We start from the raw sequence: 20013 nt of genomic DNA on the forward strand, positions 1-20013 counted from the left end.
TAGAAATAAGTTGCAGGCTTGTTACCAAAAGGTATAATGCATCAATATCGAGATGAACAATAGATTATCTTGCTGTTTGCTAAAGGAATTAGCGATTGAATGTGCTTTGAATACGTTGGTGTTCAGGTACGTGACTGTAGTACTCAAATGGAATTGAGGTTGTATTATGTTAAGAAAATTTTCTACTTATCGTCCACATCAGGTGGCACGTTTCGTTAAAGTCCTATTCAAAGGCCAGTTTGCTATTGAGGGTATCGGAGAGTTTCGCTTCGACCAAGGCAAAGTGCTTCTTCCTGAAGTTTCAGACAAACAAAAGCTCACTATTTTTAAAGAAGTTAACGGCACCATTGCTGCGCTGCCGGTGTAACTGACTGTTATAGATTTGCATTGCGTCAAATAGATTTCCAATGAAAAAGGGCTTCCTAGCGGAAGCCCTTTTTTAATGGGTGTTGTTCTAGTTTGTATGCCTAACACACATTATTGCGGAGGGAAGCACACACCCGTACCGCCTAACCCACAGTAACCGTTAGGATTTTTGGCTAGGTATTGTTGGTGGTAGGTTTCTGCGAAAAAATATTTCCCAGCAGGCAGAACTTCCGTCGTGATCTCGTTGCCTAATGATTCAGTCATTGCTCGTTGATATTCACGTTTAGAGTGCTCGGCGACGGCTTGTTGCTGTTCGCTGAATGTGTATATCGCGGAACGGTACTGAGTCCCTAAGTCGTTGCCTTGGCGCATACCTTGGGTTGGGTTATGGCGCTCCCAAAAGGTCTCAAGTATTCGAGCTAAAGATGTTTGTTCGCTATCAAAAATGACACGAACGACTTCGGTATGACCGGTTTGTCCGCTGCATACCTGCTCATAAGTGGGATTGACTGTGTATCCACCAGCGTAGCCAACGGATGTGGAAATAACACCATCAAGTTGCCAAAACAAACGCTCAGCTCCCCAAAAGCATCCCATACCAAGTAGGACTTCTTGTTGGGAACCCATAGGAGCATCGAGTAAGTCAGTTTGATTGACAAAATGGCGCTCAGTGATTCGGATTGGGTCTGAATTTCCCGGTAATGCGGTTGCTGCGGAAACCAGTTGTTGTTTGTTTAGCATGTTATATTCCTTTTCGCATACGTTTACCGCGTAAGTTAACATTAGATCCAGGTTTATATTAACTGTAGGTTCATATTAACGGCTGGTTCATATTGATTAAGTCTTTAAATTAGACCGTGTTATTCCAAGATTTATTACAGACTCAATGTCTTTTTAGCGGTATTATTTCTTTTCATTTATTAACGTATTGATAACTTCTTCACCAATTAAGCATGATAAGAAAAACTTTACCAGTTCTGATTGGCACTCTATTGTCATCGACGCTCGCTTTCGCTGATGTTTCCCTTGAAATTAAAGGGCTTAATGGAGCGCTTGAGGATAATGTTGATGCTTATCTGAGTGCGATTCCTGAAGAAGAGTACTCGGTTTCATTAAGGTTCCAATCTCGCTTGGAGTCTATGATAAAAGAAGCCCTGAATGCGTTAGGTTACTACCACCCTAATATCACATTTTCTCACCCCGAAGATGATACCGAAATGACCGTTACGGTTGAGCCGGGAGAGCCTGTTGTTATTTATACTTCAGATATCGTTCTGACTGGTGAAGCCAAAGATGATCCTGACTTTTTGGCTTTGATAGCTAGAAGTAAGCTGTCTAAAGGTTCGATTCTGAATCATGGCAATTATGATTCTTTGAAATCATCGATCCGCAACCTTGGATTAGCGAAAGGCTACTTCGATGGGTCGTATGATCTTAGCAAGCTAGAAGTCGCCCCTGAATTAAACCGTGCTTATGTCCGCCTTCATTATAACAGTGGTATACGCTACCACTTTGGCACAACTACAGTGACGGGCAGTCAAATTGAAGATGACAAAGTTCAATCTCTCAAGCCGTTTAAAGATGGCGAACCTTACTCTATTACCAAAGTCGGCGAGTACAACCAAAACTTGTCGAATACAGATTGGTTCTCCTCGGTATTTGTTGAGCCAGATTTAAGTCAGTTAGGCGAAGGCCGAGAAATCCCGATGAAGGTTAGCCTTGCTCCGCAAGCTCGTAACCAAATCGAAACGGGTATCGGTGTCTCAACAGACCTTGGTGTGAAAGGCACTCTTAAATGGAAAAAACCTTGGGTTAATGACAGAGGCCATAGCTTCAATAGTAGCTTGTCGATCTCCAAGCCTGAGCAGACGATCACTGCAGCTTATAAAATCCCATTGGATGACGTACTTAATGACTACTACCAAGTTAAGTACGGTATGAAAAATTTGGATAATCGTGATACCAAGAGTTTGGAATCCAACCTCGCCTTAGAAAGATATTGGCGTCTGGACAATGGCTGGCAACGCACGGTGTTCATTAGATACTTGGTCGAAAACTATGAACAAGGTTTACAAGATGACTTGGCACAGTTTGTTTTGCCGGGTTTCTCTTTCTCACGAACTCGAACGCGAGGTGGTTCGATGCCGATGTGGGGCGATAAACAAACCATTATGTTTGAAGCGGCCGATGATACCTTGTTATCCGAAACTAAGGTTGTTCGTTTTCAAGGCCAAACCGCTTGGATTAGAAGCATTGGCGATAACCACCGAGGCCTAACTCGGCTTCAATTTGGCGGTAACTTTGCCGACGAGTTTGAGAAGCTGTCTCCTTCCCTAAGATTCTTTGCCGGTGGTGATAACAGTATTCGTGGTTATGGCTATGAGTCGATCTCTCCGCGCGATGAAAGTGGCGCTTTAACGGGTGCAAAATTTATCGCAACCAGTTCGTTTGAATACCAATACCGCTTGGTTGGAAACTGGTGGGGCGCTGCATTCTACGATATTGGTGATGCATTTAATGACAAGCCAGAGTGGAAGCACGGCACCGGTGTCGGGGTGCGTTGGGCGTCCCCCGTTGGTCCAGTGAGTCTAGATTTTGCTTGGGGCCTAGATGCGAAGAAAGGCGATGAGTTCCAACTGCACTTTAGTTTAGGACCTGAATTATGATCAAAGTGATGGGCAAGTGCCTGAAATGGACGTCGATCTCATTGACGTCTATTTTGCTATTGTTGATAGCCCTGCTCGGTTTTGTTTTGTTCACCAATCCAGGGTTGAACACCGTGTTGTGGGGCGCTGAAAAAGCATTACCACAACTTAAAGTGGAAAGTACTAAAGGAGCCCTGTTCCCAAGCTTTACGCTTAATAATGTTCAGTTTAAAGATGACAGCCTGCATATCGACACCAAGGTTCAAAAGCTGAACTTGGCTATTAACCCTCGTTGTTTGCTTGATCCTAAGCTGTGTGTTGATCGTTTAGCGATTCAAGGGTTGGACTTCGCATTGACTGAACTGCCTCCCCCCTCTACAGAAGAAGTAGAACCGACTCCGCCCCTAACATCAGTGAAAACACCATTACCAATAGTGATCAATCGCATCGCTTTATCTGATATCAAACTGAATATCTTGGGTCATGAAATCGAATGGGGTCTGTTCTCAACGGCTCTGAGCATGCAGGGAGAAACGCTGACGGTATCGCCAACCTTGTTCAATGACCTAAAAATTAAGCTTGCTGAATCGACAGAAGAACCGCAAACAGAAACGGTAGAACCAGAGGCTGCCACTAAAACGGCTATCGAGTTACCTGAAGTCTTAATTCCTTTGCAGGTTGTACTTGAGCGTTTTGATCTTAACCGTTTCACCTTAGAACAAGAAACACCAATCGTTGTTAATCACCTTGGACTAGAGGCACGCGCGGGTAAACACACGGTTGATGTTTCAACTCTCGAACTCGATATGCCACAAGTAAGCGCAAATCTAACGACGAAGGTTGAGCTTAAAGGTGATTACCCGTTAGAGCTGTCTTTGGATACGTTAGTGAAAGAAACCGACCTTGCTGGGCAGAAGCTATCCCTGAAAGCGCAAGGTAGCGTAGCTAAACTAAACTTAGATTCCGAGTTTTCTGAATTGATTGAGGCAAAGCTGTCTGGGGATATTCAACCCTTAGAGCCAACTCTACCATTTGACCTTCTTTTAGAGGGCGGACAAGCGCAGTGGCCTCTTACCGGAAAAAGCGATTACCAAGCGACAATTGAGAAATTCAAAGCTAATGGCTCACTAGATAGTTTCAATGTTCTACTTAAAGGTGGGGCCGATGGTAAGGAAATCCCTGAGTTATCAATCGATCTACAGGGTAAAGGCACCACGGAACAGATCGAGCTCGAGCGTCTAAAGCTCAACACGCTAGGCGGTGAACTTAACGGTGTCGTTAAAGCGAATTGGAAGAGTCTCGTTAACTGGCAAGCTGACGTGACACTCAAAGACATTCAGCCGGGCCTGCAATGGCCAGAAGCCGAGGGTAACATTAGCGGAAGCATCGTCACCTCGGGTGAGTTGACGGAAGCGGGCGGTTGGGCGATTGAATTGCCTAAACTGGATATTGAAGGGATCTTGCGAGAGTACCCTCTGGATATCGAAGGTCAGTTGTCTGCGTCAGATCGCAGCGCGAGCGGTGAACCAAAGCTGAAAACCAGCGGTTTGAGCTTGGCTCATGGTGTGAACTCGATTAAGGCACAGGGGCAACTTGATAAGCAATGGGACATGGGCGTTGAGATCTTCTTCCCTGAGCTTGCAAAAAGTAGTCCTGAGCTGAAAGGTAGAGTGATCGGTAGCATCCAACTTAGCGGCCCAACGAAAGAGCCTGAAGTCGATCTTGCTTTAAATGTTGATAAGGTCGATTGGAATAACGAAGCAACACTAGAATCCTTGTCGCTTAATGGCTCTTTGGTTCCTCTGCCATTACCTGAAGCCCAAGCCGATCTTGTACTCAAAGCTAAGAACTTAACCTATCAAGATCAAAACGTGGAAAGTATTGATCTCACGGTGAGTGGTGGTGAGAAGAAGCATACCGTGACACTTGATGTGATATCCGACATCGTGTCTACAAGCTTAGCTATTTCCGGTGAGTTGATTCAAAAGCCTTCTCTTATTTGGGATGGGTCGTTAGACAGAGTCAAAATTACCACGCAACAGGGGCCTTGGGTGTTAGATCAACCTGTCGCGATTAAGGCGGATGTCGACAAGCAGTTTGCCGATGTACAAGCACACTGTTGGAATCAATCGGGTTCGAGTGTATGTCTGGATGAAGACGTTCGTGTCGGGAAATCAGGTGAGGCGAAATTGGCGATCAACCAATTCGACTTCGAACAGATTAAAGCTTTTGTGCCTAAAGAGACGCAACTACAGGGCTTAGTGAATGCGACCGCTCATGCTAAGTGGTCTGAACAAGGTGAGCCTGAGGTTACGGTAAGCGTTGATATGCCGAAAGGTCAGGTTGTTCAACAAGTTGGTGAGCCAATCACACTGGGTTGGGAAAGTATTGCATTGAATGCCCAGCTGAAAGATAACAAATTGGATGCCGATTTTAAGCTGGATGTTTCCGACAATGGTGACCTGTCTGGTACGGTGTCGTTACCGGATATTCTTGCCGAAGACAAAATGGTCGATGCTGCAATTAAGCTGACCACGTTCCACCTCGATTTCTTGCAACCAATCCTAGGTGAGTACAGCCTATTGAAAGCCGACCTTGAGAGTGATCTTCAAGTTAAAGGCTCTTTAATACACCCTCAAGTTTTTGGTCAGTTCTCGGTTGATGGTATTCAAGTCAAAGGCGACGTTACGCCTGTTGATGTGAAAGATGGCCGTATCGATCTCGACTTTGATGGTTATAGTGCAAAACTGGATGCGAATGTAGAAACGCCTGACGGCCACCTTGATATTGAGGGAACCGGAGATTGGCAAGATCTTAAAGCATGGCACTCTAACGTTAGAGTTTTTGCCGATGAGTTGATGGTTGATATTCCGCCGATGGTCAAGGTTAAGGTCGTGCCTGATATGACCATTGATGTCACACCAGAACTGGCGAAAATTACCGGTGATATTGCACTACCATGGGGACGAATTGTGGTAGAAGACTTACCACCGTCAGCGGTTGGTGTGTCTTCTGATCAGGTGATATTGAACAAAGATCTTGAGCCTGAAAGTGAAGATACGATCCCATTTAATGTGATGACCAATATTAATATCTCCATTGGTGATGACTTTAAATTGTCTGCCTTCGGTCTTGAAGGCGACTTGGTTGGTAAGCTCAATGTAGCTCAAAAAGACCAAGGCCCATTCATCACTGGTGAAGTGAATATCGTCGATGGTACTTACCAATCATTCGGGCAAGACCTCTTGATCGAAGAGGGTAAAATTCTAATGAATGGTCCACCGGATCAACCATATGTAGCCATCAATGCGATTCGTAACCCTGATAATACTCAGGATGATGTGACCGCAGGTATTCGAGTTACAGGCCCTGCGACAGAGCCGACCATCGAGATTTACTCTGATCCAGCGATGCCACAAGCGAACGCGCTGTCTTATATTCTGCGTGGCCAAGATATCGATGGTGAGTCGAGCGGTTCGATGACAACAACCTTGATCGGTTTGAGTTTGGCGAAGAGTGGTAAGGTTGTTGGCGAAATCGGTGAAGCCTTTGGTGTACAAGATTTACAACTGGATACAGCAGGCTCTGGGGATGACTCTCAGGTTACGGTAAGCGGCTATATTCTCCCTGGTTTACAGGTGAAATATGGTGTGGGTATCTTTAACTCGTTAGGCGAGTTTACCGTTCGTTATCGATTGATGCAGGATCTCTACGTTGAGGCAGTATCGGGTCTAGACAGTGCTGTGGATCTTCTCTATCAATTTGAATTTGAGTAACACTTTGAGCGGTGATTGATTAGCGGATGACGAATGCTACGGAGTGAGTATGCAGCACCTCGTTTTTGTTTATGGGACATTGAGAAAAGACCAATCAAACCACCACTATTTAAAACAGTGTGAGTGTTTAGGAAGGTTTGACACACCTGAGGAATACGCACTTTTTGATTTAGTTGCGTATCCGGCGATGATTTTCGGAAAGAAAAGTGTCGCTGGCGAGGTCTATATCATTAACGACGAAATTTTGGAGTCGCTCGATCGGCTAGAAGATGTTCCTGTTGAGTATCGTCGCGAGCAAATAGAGACTATATTTGGATTAGCATGGGTATATTTGTATCAGCTTGATCTAACAGCTAATAAAGAAATACTTTCGGGTGACTGGTGTAAGCGGGACAACCCGCTATAGTGAATGAACTACTGGAAGCATTCTGACGTAATAGCTAAAAGTCTCAATGTACGAGCTAGTCTTTTCCATCAGGAGGAAATTATGAAATATATATTATTGGTGCTATCAGTAATGCTATTTGGTTGTGCGCAAACCCCGCCACCAACATCAATGAATACGACCGATTGGCAGAGCTTTGGCGAAGAAATGGCGCTAAAAGGGAAAACCAAACAGACTGAAGCAAGTTTGGCAGAAGCTGCGTCTTCACCATCTATTGATGCCGATTTGTATGCGGCTTACGACCAAGGTTATGAAGTGGGTAAAACTCAGTACTGTTCGCAGAACCCGCGAGCGCTAGGACGCCGCGGTGAGACCTACCTTGGCATTTGCGATGACGTCGATAAATGGTTCCGTTTTAATTACGAGCGTGGTGCTGAATCAAAGTATAGCGTTCAATAGTTCGGTGATTGTTTAATTCAGCGAACAACAAAAAGCCAGCATATAAATGCTGGCTTTTTTAATGACGTTATTTTGAGAAATAAACGAGAGAATTAGTCTCGGTTAAGCTCAAGAAACTCTTCTACTTTGCGAACCATGTCTGTTGAGCCAACAAAGAAAGGTACACGTTGGTGTAACTCAGTTGGTTTGATGTCCATGATACGTTGAGCACCGTCTGAAGCGATACCACCAGCTTGTTCCATAAGGAAAGCAATTGGGTTGCACTCGTAAAGCAAACGCAGTTTACCTTGAGGATGGCTTTGTGTGCTTGGGTATAAGTAGATGCCACCTTTCAGCAGGTTACGGTGGAAATCTGATACTAGAGAACCAATGTAACGAGAGGTGTAAGGGCGGTTATCACTTGGCTCATCTTCTTGGCAGTACTTGATGTACTTTTTAACACCCGTAGGGAAGCGGAAGTAGTTACCTTCGTTGATCGAGTAGATCTTACCTTCATCAGGGATCATCATGTTTTCATGAGATAGACAGAAGGTACCCAGTGATGGGTCGTAGGTGAAACCATTGACGCCAGCGCCTGTTGTGTAAACAAGCATGGTTGAAGAACCGTAAATTACGTAACCAGCTGCGACTTGTTTGTGTCCAGGTTGTAGGAAATCTTCTTGTGTTGGTGGGGTACCAATCGGTGACACTCGGCGGTAGATAGAGAAAATCGTACCAACCGATACATTCACATCGATGTTTGAAGAACCATCAAGTGGATCCATCAGAACAACGTATTTTGCGTTTTTGTTGAGCTCTTTATTGAAGGCAACAGCTTCGTCTTCTTCTTCACTTGCAACGCCACAAACTTGGTCACGAGCTTCTAGAGCCGCTTTAAATTTGTCGTTCGCGTAAAGGTCTAGCTTTTGTTGCTCTTCACCTTGAACGTTGTCTGTACCAACAGCGCCAGTAATGTCGACAAGACCTGCTTTGTTGATTTCACGGTTAACAATTTTCGCAGCAAGACGAATTGATGACAAAAGGGATGATAGATCACCACTTGCATGGGGAAAGTCACTTTGTTTTGCAACAATGAACTCACCAAGGGTGCGCATCTCAGACATGTTATTTCCTTAAACTTCTCTCAATATTAGGGGGGATTTGAGCACTGTAGATTAGGCCTCTTGAGTGGGCTTTATTCATCTAGACGCTTACCTAAATTCTAAAGGTTAGATCTTTTTAATGGTAATGAACTAAGCGACACAGATCTCACTTACTATGTCGACTAAATTTGTTTTGCATTGCTGCTCGCTTTTAATCGCCATTTAATGATAATGAGTGCAAGTAGTTTGATTTAGACATGGCTCATTTAGCCAAGCGTTTGGAAGCAATATATGCATATTCACATCTTAGGAATTTGTGGCACCTTCATGGGTGGTGCCGCGGTATTGGCTCGTCAATTAGGTCACAAGGTTACGGGTAGTGACGCGAATGTTTACCCTCCAATGAGCACTTTGTTGGAATCACAAGGGATTGAAATTATTGAAGGGTTCGACCCCAGTCAATTAGAGCCAAGGCCTGATCTCGTGGTTATCGGTAATGCCATGAGCCGTGGTAACCCGTGTGTTGAGTATGTATTGGATAATAACCTTAGATACACATCAGGCCCGCAATGGTTGCAAGAATTTCTACTGCATGACCGTTGGGTATTAGCGGTATCGGGAACGCATGGCAAGACAACAACATCGAGCATGCTGGCTTGGATTTTAGAAGACTGTGGCTATGCGCCTGGCTTCTTAGTTGGCGGCGTGTTGGGTAACTTTGGTATCTCTGCTCGCCTTGGTGAAAGCATGTTCTTCGTGGTCGAAGCCGACGAATATGACAGTGCTTTTTTCGATAAACGATCTAAGTTCGTTCATTACCACCCAAGAACCTTGGTGATGAATAATCTTGAGTTCGATCATGCGGATATCTTTGACGATCTTGAAGCGATCAAGCGACAGTTCCATCATTTGGTTCGCACTGTGCCAAGTAATGGTCGTATTTTCTCACCGAAGCAAGATACGGCTATTGAAGATGTTCTATCTCGTGGGTGTTGGAGTGAGACTGAATCGAGCGGCGAACTTGGCGATTGGGATGCCAAGAAACTGGTTAAAGATGGCTCTAAATTTGAGGTCTATTTCCAAGACGAATGTGTTGGAACCGTAGACTGGGATTTGGTTGGCGATCATAACGTAAGTAATGCCTTGATGGCGATTGCGGCGGCAAGACATGTTGGTGTGACACCCGACTTAGGATGTGAATCACTGGCGACTTTCATTAATACCAAGCGTCGCTTAGAGTTTAAAGGCGAAGTGGCAGGTGTTTCTGTCTATGACGATTTTGCTCATCATCCTACAGCGATTGAACTTACGCTGGGTGGCTTACGTAATAAGGTCGATACGAAAAAAATCATTGCTGTTTTAGAGCCTCGTTCTGCCACCATGAAGCGTGGTGTGCATAAAGAAACCTTGGCTGATTCGCTCAAACAGGCGGATTCTACCTACTTATTCCAACCGGATAATATTGATTGGTCTGTACAAGATGTTGCCAATGCGTGCCATCAACCCGCACATGTAAGTGATGACATGGATGCATTCGTTGCTAGAATTGTCTCAGAGGCACAAGCGGGCGACCAAATCTTAGTAATGAGTAATGGTGGCTTTGGTGGTATTCACCAGAAATTGTTGGATGCGTTGGCACTCAAAGGCTAACGGCATCCACGACCTTATATTTTGAAGTACTTGAGAACATGACAAAACACGATAAAGCTATAACCCTCGCTTTCACTGGCGCATCAGGTGCGCCTTATGGCCTGCGTTTACTTGAATGCCTTTTGGCGGCGGATTATCAGGTCTATTTACTGATATCTTCGGCAGCGAGAGTGGTGTTGGCGACCGAGCATGAACTTAAGTTACCTGCAGGGCCCGATGCCGCGAAACAAGCTTTGGTTAAGCATTTAGGCTGCGACCCAGAAAAGCTGGTGGTGTGTGGCAAAGATGATTGGTTCTCACCGGTTGCCTCTGGTTCTGCAGCGCCGAAGCAGATGGTCGTTTGCCCATGCTCAGCGGGAAGCTTGGCTTCAATTGCTCATGGCCTGTCAGATAATCTGATTGAGCGTGCTGCAGATGTGGTCATGAAAGAACGAGGCCAACTGTTGTTGGTGGTTCGTGAGACGCCATTCTCGACGCTGCACTTAGAGAACATGCATAAGCTATCGACTATGGGCGTGACGATCATGCCTGCCGCTCCGGGTTTTTATCATCAACCCAAGTCGATTGAAGATCTGGTCGATTTTATGGTGGCGCGCATTTTGGATCATCTTGGCATCGAGCAAGGTTTAGTGCCACGTTGGGGTTACGATCAACGTAATTGATCCAAACTTGATAGCTTATTGTTAAAATTCGAATTACAATTCTGAACACTCATCGGGGAGCGAACCATTCAAATAATGAATGCGAGCTGAGATCAAGCAAGTGCTTGGGACCCGTAAACCTGAACCAGATAATGCTGGCGTAGGAATTGAGTTAGGAACAACTTCTACCGTTCTCCTCCCTCAAACCTGTGCCGCTCAGACCATGGAGAGCGTCCAGTGAAATTCACATTAACAACTCTTGCTGTTACTACAGCCATCTCTTTTTCTGCCTTTGCTGCAGACAATACCCTAACGGTTTATACCTATGATTCTTTTGCTGCGGATTGGGGCCCTCGTCCTGCCGTTGAAAAAGCATTTGAAGAAAAGTGTGGCTGTGATGTGAACTTTGTCGCGCTAGAAGATGGCGTGTCTATTCTGAACCGCTTACGTCTTGAAGGTGGGAACAGCAAAGCTGATATCGTGTTAGGCCTAGATAACAATCTGATGGCTGAAGCGAAAGCGACGGGCTTATTGGCTGAGCACAATGTTGATACTTCATCAGTAACGCTTCCTAATGGTTGGAACGACAGTACTTTTGTCCCTTATGACTTTGGCTACTTTGCGTTTATCTATAACAAAGAGAAACTAGCAAACCCACCTAAGAGCTTGAAGGAACTGGTTGAGCAGCGTGACGACCTCAAGGTCATCTACCAAGACCCACGTACATCAACACCAGGTCAAGGCATGATGCTATGGATGAAGTCAGTATACGGTGATGAAGCGACAGCAGCTTGGAAGAAGCTCGCTCAGAAAACGGTTACTGTGACTAAAGGTTGGTCTGAAGCTTACTCTATGTTCTTAAAGGGTGAGTCGGACTTAGTCTTGTCTTACACGACCTCTCCGGCTTACCACATCATTGCAGAAAGTGATTCTAAGTACGCAGCAGCAAGCTTTGAAGAAGGTCATTACACTCAAGTGGAAGTGGCAGCGAAAGTTAAAGGCAGCAAGAACGAAAAGCTTGCCGATGAGTTTATGGCGTTTATCCTAAGTGATGAATTCCAATCTGCGATGCCAACGGGCAACTGGATGTACCCAGTGACGGATATCGAGCTACCAAAAGGGTTTGAGCAGTTAACGGTACCGCAGAAAGCTCTGAGTTTTACGCCTGAAGAAATCGCTGCTAAGCGTAAGCCATGGATTCGTGAGTGGCAGAGTGCACTTACTTTTTAAAAGATTAGCTTTCTAGCTTAACTTTCTAAAGATGAGTTTCCTAAAATTCAGCTTTCTAACTTTCTGTATTTAAAGGTTCGTTCGATATTAACTGAGTGAACCACTTACGGTAAAAAATCAATTTATGATAAAGAAAACACCTAAGGTCGGGATCTGGGTTGCGATACTCATTACCGCCTTTGTGGTTTCAGCAGTTGGGGCATTGCTTAGCAATGCCCCTTCTCTTGATATCAGCCAAGTATGGTCCGATCCTTACTATTGGCATGTAACGAAATTCAGTTTTTATCAAGCGACACTCTCAACTGTGCTGAGTGTTGGCTTTGCTATACCTATTGCTCATGCTTTGTGTCGCAGGCAATTTTTTGGGCGAGCTCTGTTGTTAAGGCTGTTCGCGTCGACCTTGGTTCTACCTGTGTTAGTCGGTGTGTTTGGTTTGCTTGCAATTTATGGCAACAGTGGTTGGTTAGCTAAATTTCTGGCGAACTTCGATATTGAATTACCATTATCCATCTATGGATTGAATGGCATTTTGCTCGCACATGTCTTCTTTAATCTGCCCTATGCCAGTCGTTTACTTTTACAAGCTTTAGATACCGTGCCTGCCGAGCAACATAAGCTGTGTGCTCATTTGGGTATGAGTCATTGGAATAAATTTAAATGGGTCGAATGGCCGCGATTGAGACAACAACTGCCTCATGTATGTGGCTTAGTCTTCATGTTGTGCTTTACTAGCTTTGCTACCGTGATGGCGCTAGGTGGAGGTCCGAAATCGACCACTATCGAACTCGCTATTTATCAAGCGATTAAATTCGACTTTGACTTACAGGCTGGTGCGTTACTCGCGATATGGCAAATGCTGCTGTGTGGTGTATTAGCGGTGAGTATTCAGCGCCTGTCGAAACCTATTTCAGTGACGGCCAGTCAGTTGTCGGAAGAGAAATATTTGGTTAAGGACTGCTGGTGGTCAAAAGCTTGGGATAGCTTTTGGATCATAGTAGTCTCAATGCTGGTATTGCCGCCATTAGCCATGGTTATCGTCAGTGGTATTAACTCACAAGCACTGATTGTGCTCAGCAGCGAACCGTTTTGGGCTGCGCTAATGACCTCAGTTAAAGTTGCGTCCTTAGCAAGTGTTATTGCTGTCGGTATTGGTATTGCGATACTGCTGACCAGTCGTGCATGGCGTTTGCAGAATAAGAACTTTAGAGCCGATAAAATCGAGCTGATTGGTACCATTATCTTAGTGACTCCAGGGTTAGTGCTCAGTACGGGACTCTTCTTATTACTGCGTTCATTTACCGATGTATTTAGCTTAGCTTTCTTTATTGTGATTGCAGTAAATAGCTTAATGGCACTGCCTTATGTGATTAAAACCTTAGCTCAACCTATGTTGCATTTATCTCAACAGTATCAATACGTGTGTGCAAGCTTGGGTATGACAGGTTTCACTCGTTTTAGGCTGGTGGAGTGGCGCGCACTACGTAAACCAATGGCGCAAGCCTTTTCTATTAGCTTTATGCTGGCGATGGGGGACTTGAGTGCCATTGCCTTGTTTGGTAGCCAAGATTTTAGAACGCTGCCTTTGTATCTATTCCAATTGTTAGGCAGCTATCAAATGGAAGCTGCCGCGGTGGTTTCTGTGAGTTTACTGCTGCTGAGTGTGGGCAGTTTTAGCTTAATAGAATTTTTATTTACTCGAAGCTCAAAGCCCAATGCTAAAGAGTTAAGGAACCGATGATGTTAGTGATGAAAGAGGTGGACTACCACTATCACCGAGAGTTGTTTAGCTTTGATTTTCAAGCTGAGCAGGGCGACATTGTCGCGTTGATGGGGCCGAGTGGCGCAGGTAAATCAACGTTGTTGGCGCTAGTCGCGGGGTTCATAGAGCCTACATCGGGTGAGATATCAGTGGCAGGACAATCGCTTATTGGTAAAGAGGCACATCAACGCCCATTGGCTATGTTGTTCCAAGAACACAATCTTTTTGCTCATCTCACCGTACGTGAAAATATTGGTTTAGGGCTGCATCCAGGATTAAAGCTTACCGCAACCCAAAAGCTCAAAGTTGAGCAAGCAGCCGCACAAGTAGGTGTTGCAGAGTATTTAGATAGATTGCCTGAGCATTTATCGGGTGGCCAGCGCCAGCGTGTCGCGTTAGCCCGCTGTTTTGTTCAGCCTCATGATATCTGGTTGCTTGATGAACCTTTCTCTGCGCTTGATCCTTTGCTGCGCGAGGAGATGCTTAGCTTAGTGAAGCGATTAGCGGCAGAACGAAATATTACGGTATTGATGGTGACGCATCATTTAGGTGATGCACGCAGTATCGCGAATAAGTTTATTTTTGTGGCGCTAGGTAAGGTGTTGGTTGAAGACTCGATAGAGGTACTGACAGCTGCTCATCCACAGCAAGAATTAAGCTCGTTTGTTAAAGCGGGTGAGTGACGACTGAGTATTGGTCTTGATGGCTTTTGATATAGAGTCAGTCGAAAACAAAAAGACCTAGCATGTGCTAGGTCTTTTATTATCTTTCTGAGCAAAGGGAGACGAAGATTAGTCGCCTTGCTTTAGCTCTTTTAAGATTTGGAAGATCTCGCGAGAAGACTTCGCTGGTTTGTTCGCTGATTTCTCTTTGTTAGCTTGGCGAGCTAGCTGACGAAGACGTTGACGGTCTGCTTCAGGGTACATTTCCATAACGTCAGAAATGGCAGCATCGCCTTCTGCAACAACGCGGTCACGCAGTTGTTCTAGTTTGTGTAGTTCAACTGTTGCTTGAGAGTGTTTGTTGCGAATTTTATCTAAAGCCGCTTGAATTGGCTCTGGATCTACATTGCGCATTACTTTACCAATGTATTGAAGCTGACGGCGCTTTGCTTCATTTTTAAAGCGTTGTGCATCTTTAATCGCTTGTGCCAGGTCTTCAGACAAAGGGAACTTATCAAGAATAGAAGGCTTTAGTTCAACAAGCTCTTCTCCCAGCTTTTGCAGGGCATCCATGTCCGTTTTCATTTCTGTCTTACTTACCCAGATGATTTCTTCTTCTGGTTCCCATGGGGCTTTTTGGTTTTTGCGAGCCATCTTTTCTGCCTATGTCACTATCTCAAACGAATATATTGCCTATTTTAGCAAGAATCTTGGGGAGAAAGCGAAATTCTTGTTATCCTACGTAATATTGACCTAAAAAATTAGAATAGATATGGATGTAAAACAGCAAGTCGCCCAGCAAAGAGTTGAGCTAGAAGCCGCAGTAGCTAAAGCGTTGGATATGGCATCAGTGAGTGCAGACGCAGCTGAGGTCGCTATTACTAAGTCAACGGGTTTAAGTGTTTCAACACGTATGTGTGAAGTGGAAAACGTTGAATTTAATAGTGATGGTGCTCTAGGTATTACTGTTTACCGCGGCCAGAAAAAAGGCAGCGCATCTACATCTGATCTGAGTGAAAAGGCAATTGCTCAAACAGTCGCGGCTGCGCTTGATATCGCTCAGTATACTTCTGAAGACCCATTTGCAGGTCCTGCAGCAAAAGAATACATGGTAAAAGAAATTCCAGATTTGGATCTTTTCCACCCTGATGAACCAAACCCTGACTATGCCGCTGAGATTGCAATTGCTGCTGAGAAGCAAGCGCTAGCTTATAGCGACAAGATCAAGCAAAGTGATGGTGCAAGCTACGACAGTCATTATGGTGTTAAGGTTTATGGTAACAGCCATGGCTTACTAGCAAGCTACGCCTCAAGTCGCCATAGCACGAGCTGCTGTGTGATTGGACAAGGCGCTAATGGTGAAATGGAACGTGACTACAGCTACACCGTTGCACGTCATCGTGATGAGCTATGGGCGCCTGAGCGTGTTGGTCAAGAAGCGGCAGAAAAAACCATCAGCCGTTTGGATGCTAAAAAGCTACCAACAGGCCAATATCCAATTATGTTCGCGAACGATGTTGCTACAGGTCTAATTGGCCACCTTGTGATGGCAATTAGCGGTGGTAACCTTTACCGTAAGTCTTCGTTCTTACTGGATCATCTAGGTCAGAAAATTTTGCCAGATTGGTTCAATATCTCTGAGCGTCCGCATATCTTACGTGGTTTGGCTTCAAGCCCATTCGATAGCGAAGGTGTTTACACTCAAGATCGTGAAATCATCACCGATGGTGTGTTAGCAACTTACCTGCTAACGAGCTACGCCGCACGTAAAATGGATATGACACCAACAGGTCATGCGGGTGGTATTCATAACTGGTTCGTTAAATCGACCGGTCAAAACTTTGAGCAAATGCTAAAAGAGTTAGGCACAGGCTTTCTTGTGACTGAAGTGATGGGTCAAGGCGTTAATACCGTGACAGGTGATTATTCTCGTGGTGCTGCAGGTTTCTGGGTTGAGAACGGAGAGATCCAATACCCAGTATCGGAAGTGACGATCGCGGGCAATCTAAAAGATATGTTCACTCAGATTGTAGCGGTAGGTAACGACGTTGAAACTCGTTCACAAATTCAAACCGGTTCTATCTTGCTTGAATCGATGAAAGTCGCGGGTGAGTAATTTGCTTTAGTTTAAACCTGAAGCGTAAATCTGACCTATTAAAAAGGGAGCCTCTGGCTCCCTTTTTGTATTCAGTATCTCGTCTTAGAATAGGCTATCTGTTTATTCACACTAGATAAGCATGAGTTAGATAAGAATGGTGGCTAAGCCTAAGAATACCGATAGGCCAATCACATCGGTTACTGTGGTCAGAGCCATACCGCCTGCAAGGGCAGGGTCGATATTCATCTTCTTCAGCATCACAGGAATGGTTACACCGGCAATACCCGCGACAATCAAGTTTGTCATCATCGCTGCTGAGATGATGCCTCCCAAGATCCAATTGCCTTTCCAAGCAACCACTATACCGCCAATGATAACGGCCCATAAAATGCCGTTAAGGAAGCCGATAGAGGCTTCTTTGAGTAACAGTTCGCGTTTGTTACTGTCACCAATGTGACCAAGCGCTAAACCACGAATCACAAGAGCAACGGTTTGGTTACCCGCAACACCACCCATTGAAGGTACGATAGTCATCAAAACGGCAATCGCGGCCATCTCATTCAGTGTCGCCTCAAACATGTTAGACACAGACGCTGCCGCGAGTGCTGCCAAAACGTTTGCGCCTAGCCATACACTACGACGACGAGCAGATTTGACGACCGGTGCGAAGGTATCTTCGTCATCGTCCATACCCGCCATACTCATCATTGAGTGTTCGGCATCTTCACGGATAACATCAACCACATCATCGATCGTGATACGACCGACAAGGTGTTGATTTACATCGACAACAGGAGCTGACACCCAGTTACGACGTTCGAACAGGCTGGCGATATCAGAGGCGCTGGTTTCAACTGCGATCGCTTCGTCGGCATCTTCCATCACTTCTGAAACAGACACATCAGGCTGAGTCGTAATTAGTGTGCTGAGCGATAGGTTACCAATGAGGCGTTCGTCGTCATCGATAACATACAATGCATCGGTAGCGTCAGGTAATTCACCACGCATACGTAAATAACGCAGTACGACCTCAACATCGACATCACCACGGATCGTGATTACGTCGGTGTTCATTAACGCACCCGCTGAATCTTCTGGGTACGATAGTGCGGTTTCAACTAAAGCACGATCAACGGAGTCCATTTGAGAAAGGACTTCGCGAGAAACATCGTCGGGCAGGCTTCGAAGTACGTACGCGACGTCATCGGTTTCCATGCCTTCTGTTGCTTCTGCCAAGGTCTCTGGTGCCATTTTTGACACAAGAGCATCTTTGACATCTTCGTTTAGCTCATCAAGAATTTCACCGTAGTCTTCAGGATCGGTGAGTTGCCAGAGTACATCACGACTTTTGCGAGGGGAGGCTTCTAAAAGGTGTGCAATATCTTCAGGTTCCATATCCTGAAGTTGTCGGCGTACGTGAACAAATCGGCCGTTTTCTAGGGCTTCGCTGACTTCTTGGAGGGTTTGGTGAGCTTGGTCGAATTCTAATTGCTCTGCCATATTTTCCTCCTATCTCATTATTCTAACAATGCTTGGAATAGTAACTTAATTCTGGGGCTTATTTAAATCATTAACTTAGGTAGAACTAAGAATTAATATTGGTTAATGCGTGGTTTGAGTTTTAGATGTTGTGAGTGAAGCGTTTTTTGCTACTCGCCCTCATCAAACCGGTCTTCAATTAGGTGACAAACGGCATCAAGCGCTTGCTGTGAATCGGTGCCTGCGGCTTGGATGGTGATGTGTTGCCCTTGCGCCGACTCCAGCATAAGTAGCCCCATCACACTGTCTGCTGTTGCCGTTTTATCTTCTTCACTATGGATGGTGATGGTTGCATCAAAGCTTTGTGCAAGCTCAACCAATTTTACGGCTGCTCTAGCGTGAAGACCCAAGCGATTTTGGATCAGTACAGTTCGAGTTAATTCCATGGTTAGCCCTGTTGGTGCTTCTCTAGGGAGGCGTGTCTGATTTGAACTTGATGGCCAAGTTGTTCGAAGTATTCACCAATTTTCTGAGTTAGGTAAACCGAGCGGTGTTTACCGCCAGTACAACCAATCGCGACCGTTAGATAGCTGCGATTATTCTTCTCTAACATTGGCAACCACTGCTCAACAAAGCCTTGAATTTGCTGCTTGAGTTCAAGAACTTCTGAATGTTTTTCAAGAAAAGAGTGAATGGGTGCATCAAGACCCGTTAATGGTCGCAGTGCGGGTTCCCAGTGAGGATTCGGCAAAAAGCGAACATCAAACACATAGTCAGCATCACTTGGTAGTCCGTATTTGAAACCGAAAGATTGAAAGACAATGATCAGCTCTTGCTTCTCTTTGCCTTCAACTTTAAATCGAACCTTTTCGCTCAATTCATAGAGGTTGCAGTCACTGCTGTCAATCACAATGCTGGCTTGCTCTGCGAGAGGTGTTAGGAGTGTCTTTTCTAAATCAATCGCTTGCTCAAGAGATAACTTTTCCTGACCGATCGATAAAGGGTGGATTCTGCGTGTTTCGCTGTAGCGTTTGAGTAGCGTTTGCTTACTTGCGTCTAGAAACAAAACGTTCACATCAATATCAGTGGCGGCTTCTAGTTGTTCTAGTGTCTCTGTAACTAACTGCGGTTCTTTCGGTAGGTTGCGAATATCAATGCTAACAGCGACGTTTTGATTGATCTCGCGTACCGATTCGACGAAGTCGCTTAGCAGGTTTACTGGCAGATTATCAACACAGTAATACCCCAAGTCTTCAAGGACTCGTAACGCAACACTTTTACCGGCCCCAGATTGGCCACTCACAACGATTAATCGCATGTTATTGCTCGCAAGTTGGCACTTGGATCATGATGTCGTAAAGCTCTTGATCGCTTTGAGCATTACGCAACTTTTTAAGAGTCTGCTTGTCGTTAAGTCGTTCTGCCATACATGAAAGGGTTTTTAGATGTTCCTTGCACTGTTCACTTGGAACAAGCAGGGCAAATAGTAGGTCGACAGGGCGATTATCAATCGCATCAAATTCGATTGGGTCTTGGCATTGTAGTAATACAGCTATCGCTTTATCACTGACATTCATACGAGCATGAGGAATAGCGATGCCATTACCAATACCAGTACTGCCCATTTTTTCACGGCTCAACATGCACTCAAACAGCTCTGTTGAATCTTGACCACAGCTTTCTGCAGCGATCTGACTGATGAGCTCAAGGGCTCTTTTTTTGCTTGTGCATTGGACTGCACTTTTGGTGCAGTCCAATGAAAGTACTTCGCTTAATTGCAT

18 protein-coding genes and 1 riboswitch are annotated in these 20013 nt (G+C 45.1%); of the genes, 11 read left to right on the plus strand and 7 right to left on the minus strand.

Annotated features, from left to right (window positions below; genetic code table 11):
* Positions 1-166: 166 nt before the first annotated feature.
* The gene (locus H5300_RS06915) at positions 167-367 is read left to right on the plus strand and encodes a DUF1107 family protein (RefSeq protein WP_004735283.1); all 201 of its coding nucleotides are present in this window, start codon (positions 167-169) and stop codon (positions 365-367) included.
* A 110-nt stretch (positions 368-477) separates the two neighbouring features.
* Here the strand turns inward: H5300_RS06915 and msrA are convergent, their stop codons facing one another.
* Positions 478-1107, minus strand: a complete 630-nt coding sequence (gene msrA, locus H5300_RS06920) for a peptide-methionine (S)-S-oxide reductase MsrA (RefSeq protein WP_017083757.1) — start codon at positions 1105-1107, stop codon at positions 478-480.
* A 212-nt stretch (positions 1108-1319) separates the two neighbouring features.
* Between msrA and H5300_RS06925 the strand changes: the two genes are divergently transcribed.
* From H5300_RS06925 to H5300_RS06940, 4 genes are all read left to right on the plus strand, one after another.
* Complete coding sequence (locus H5300_RS06925) at positions 1320-3032, plus strand: autotransporter assembly complex family protein (protein ID WP_061023532.1); 1713 nt, start codon at positions 1320-1322, stop codon at positions 3030-3032.
* Positions 3029-6787, plus strand: a complete 3759-nt coding sequence (locus H5300_RS06930) for a translocation/assembly module TamB domain-containing protein (RefSeq protein WP_182795706.1) — start codon at positions 3029-3031, stop codon at positions 6785-6787. The genes H5300_RS06925 and H5300_RS06930 overlap by 4 nt, the downstream gene beginning before the upstream one ends.
* Before the next feature lie 49 nt (positions 6788-6836).
* On the plus strand, positions 6837-7193 hold the full coding sequence (locus H5300_RS06935) for a gamma-glutamylcyclotransferase (RefSeq protein ID WP_004735287.1): 357 nt from the start codon (positions 6837-6839) through the stop codon (positions 7191-7193).
* 81 nt (positions 7194-7274) lie between these two features.
* Positions 7275-7631: a DUF2799 domain-containing protein gene (locus H5300_RS06940; RefSeq protein ID WP_065682691.1), complete on the plus strand. Its 357-nt coding sequence runs from the start codon at positions 7275-7277 to the stop codon at positions 7629-7631.
* 92 nt (positions 7632-7723) lie between these two features.
* Here H5300_RS06940 and fbp read toward each other — a convergent pair whose 3' ends face one another.
* Positions 7724-8734: a class 1 fructose-bisphosphatase gene (fbp, locus tag H5300_RS06945; protein WP_004735289.1), complete on the minus strand. Its 1011-nt coding sequence runs from the start codon at positions 8732-8734 to the stop codon at positions 7724-7726.
* A gap of 270 nt (positions 8735-9004) precedes the next feature.
* On the opposite strand from fbp, the gene mpl reads away from it, so the two are divergent.
* From mpl to thiQ, 5 genes are all read left to right on the plus strand, one after another.
* Positions 9005-10363, plus strand: coding sequence for a UDP-N-acetylmuramate:L-alanyl-gamma-D-glutamyl-meso-diaminopimelate ligase (gene mpl / locus H5300_RS06950; protein WP_061023526.1), 1359 nt, complete (start codon positions 9005-9007; stop codon positions 10361-10363).
* A gap of 38 nt (positions 10364-10401) precedes the next feature.
* Positions 10402-11025, plus strand: a complete 624-nt coding sequence (locus H5300_RS06955; protein ID WP_016787846.1) for a flavin prenyltransferase UbiX — start codon at positions 10402-10404, stop codon at positions 11023-11025.
* Between the two features lie 43 nt (positions 11026-11068).
* Positions 11069-11188, plus strand: a riboswitch (TPP riboswitch).
* Between the two features lie 53 nt (positions 11189-11241).
* Positions 11242-12234 (plus strand): thiamine ABC transporter substrate binding subunit, encoded by a 993-nt coding sequence (thiB, locus tag H5300_RS06960; protein WP_017083751.1) that lies wholly within the window; start codon positions 11242-11244, stop codon positions 12232-12234.
* 124 nt (positions 12235-12358) lie between these two features.
* Entirely contained in the window at positions 12359-13972 is a 1614-nt protein-coding gene (gene thiP / locus H5300_RS06965) for a thiamine/thiamine pyrophosphate ABC transporter permease ThiP (RefSeq protein WP_182795707.1), read from the plus strand.
* A complete protein-coding gene (thiQ, locus tag H5300_RS06970; protein ID WP_102453389.1) occupies positions 13972-14676 on the plus strand; it encodes a thiamine ABC transporter ATP-binding protein in 705 nt (234 codons plus the stop codon). The genes thiP and thiQ overlap by 1 nt, the downstream gene beginning before the upstream one ends.
* A gap of 108 nt (positions 14677-14784) precedes the next feature.
* Here the strand turns inward: thiQ and yjgA are convergent, their stop codons facing one another.
* On the minus strand, positions 14785-15309 hold the full coding sequence (gene yjgA / locus H5300_RS06975) for a ribosome biogenesis factor YjgA (RefSeq protein ID WP_017083748.1): 525 nt from the start codon (positions 15307-15309) through the stop codon (positions 14785-14787).
* A 118-nt stretch (positions 15310-15427) separates the two neighbouring features.
* Here yjgA and pmbA point away from each other — a divergent pair, with 118 nt between their 5' ends.
* Positions 15428-16771 carry a metalloprotease PmbA gene (pmbA, locus tag H5300_RS06980; RefSeq protein WP_004735297.1) on the plus strand — a complete coding sequence of 448 codons (1344 nt, stop codon included), beginning with the start codon at positions 15428-15430 and terminating at the stop codon, positions 16769-16771.
* A 126-nt stretch (positions 16772-16897) separates the two neighbouring features.
* Here the strand turns inward: pmbA and mgtE are convergent, their stop codons facing one another.
* The 4 genes from mgtE to ptsN all read right to left on the minus strand — a co-directional run bounded on the left by mgtE (position 16898) and on the right by ptsN (position 20013).
* A complete protein-coding gene (mgtE, locus tag H5300_RS06985) occupies positions 16898-18253 on the minus strand; it encodes a magnesium transporter (RefSeq protein ID WP_004735298.1) in 1356 nt (451 codons plus the stop codon).
* A 149-nt stretch (positions 18254-18402) separates the two neighbouring features.
* Positions 18403-18678: an HPr family phosphocarrier protein gene (locus H5300_RS06990; protein ID WP_004735299.1), complete on the minus strand. Its 276-nt coding sequence runs from the start codon at positions 18676-18678 to the stop codon at positions 18403-18405.
* Positions 18679-18680: 2 nt separating this feature from the next.
* A complete protein-coding gene (gene rapZ / locus H5300_RS06995) occupies positions 18681-19550 on the minus strand; it encodes an RNase adapter RapZ (RefSeq protein ID WP_004735300.1) in 870 nt (289 codons plus the stop codon).
* 1 nt (position 19551) lies between these two features.
* On the minus strand, positions 19552-20013 hold the full coding sequence (gene ptsN, locus H5300_RS07000; RefSeq protein ID WP_004735301.1) for a PTS IIA-like nitrogen regulatory protein PtsN: 462 nt from the start codon (positions 20011-20013) through the stop codon (positions 19552-19554).

It is taken from the genome of Vibrio sp. SG41-7, assembly GCF_014164465.1.
GTDB lineage: Bacteria > Pseudomonadota > Gammaproteobacteria > Enterobacterales > Vibrionaceae > Vibrio > Vibrio splendidus.

Bases quoted from the DNA above. Each gene is read 5' to 3' on its own strand.
- ptsN (WP_004735301.1), bottom strand. From the start codon at position 20,013: ATGCAATTAAGCGAAGTACTTTCATTGGACTGCACCAAAAGTGCAGTC.
- msrA (WP_017083757.1), bottom strand. From the start codon at position 1,107: ATGCTAAACAAACAACAACTGGTTTCCGCAGCAACCGCATTACCGGGA.
- H5300_RS06955 (WP_016787846.1), top strand. From the start codon at position 10,402: ATGACAAAACACGATAAAGCTATAACCCTCGCTTTCACTGGCGCATCA.
- mgtE (WP_004735298.1), bottom strand. From the start codon at position 18,253: ATGGCAGAGCAATTAGAATTCGACCAAGCTCACCAAACCCTCCAAGAA.
- thiP (WP_182795707.1), top strand. From the start codon at position 12,359: ATGATAAAGAAAACACCTAAGGTCGGGATCTGGGTTGCGATACTCATT.
- pmbA (WP_004735297.1), top strand. From the start codon at position 15,428: ATGGATGTAAAACAGCAAGTCGCCCAGCAAAGAGTTGAGCTAGAAGCC.
- fbp (WP_004735289.1), bottom strand. From the start codon at position 8,734: ATGTCTGAGATGCGCACCCTTGGTGAGTTCATTGTTGCAAAACAAAGT.
- thiQ (WP_102453389.1), top strand. From the start codon at position 13,972: ATGTTAGTGATGAAAGAGGTGGACTACCACTATCACCGAGAGTTGTTT.
- yjgA (WP_017083748.1), bottom strand. From the start codon at position 15,309: ATGGCTCGCAAAAACCAAAAAGCCCCATGGGAACCAGAAGAAGAAATC.
- H5300_RS06930 (WP_182795706.1), top strand. From the start codon at position 3,029: ATGATCAAAGTGATGGGCAAGTGCCTGAAATGGACGTCGATCTCATTG.
- H5300_RS06925 (WP_061023532.1), top strand. From the start codon at position 1,320: ATGATAAGAAAAACTTTACCAGTTCTGATTGGCACTCTATTGTCATCG.
- H5300_RS06915 (WP_004735283.1), top strand. From the start codon at position 167: ATGTTAAGAAAATTTTCTACTTATCGTCCACATCAGGTGGCACGTTTC.
- mpl (WP_061023526.1), top strand. From the start codon at position 9,005: ATGCATATTCACATCTTAGGAATTTGTGGCACCTTCATGGGTGGTGCC.
- H5300_RS06935 (WP_004735287.1), top strand. From the start codon at position 6,837: ATGCAGCACCTCGTTTTTGTTTATGGGACATTGAGAAAAGACCAATCA.
- rapZ (WP_004735300.1), bottom strand. From the start codon at position 19,550: ATGCGATTAATCGTTGTGAGTGGCCAATCTGGGGCCGGTAAAAGTGTT.
- H5300_RS06990 (WP_004735299.1), bottom strand. From the start codon at position 18,678: ATGGAATTAACTCGAACTGTACTGATCCAAAATCGCTTGGGTCTTCAC.
- H5300_RS06940 (WP_065682691.1), top strand. From the start codon at position 7,275: ATGAAATATATATTATTGGTGCTATCAGTAATGCTATTTGGTTGTGCG.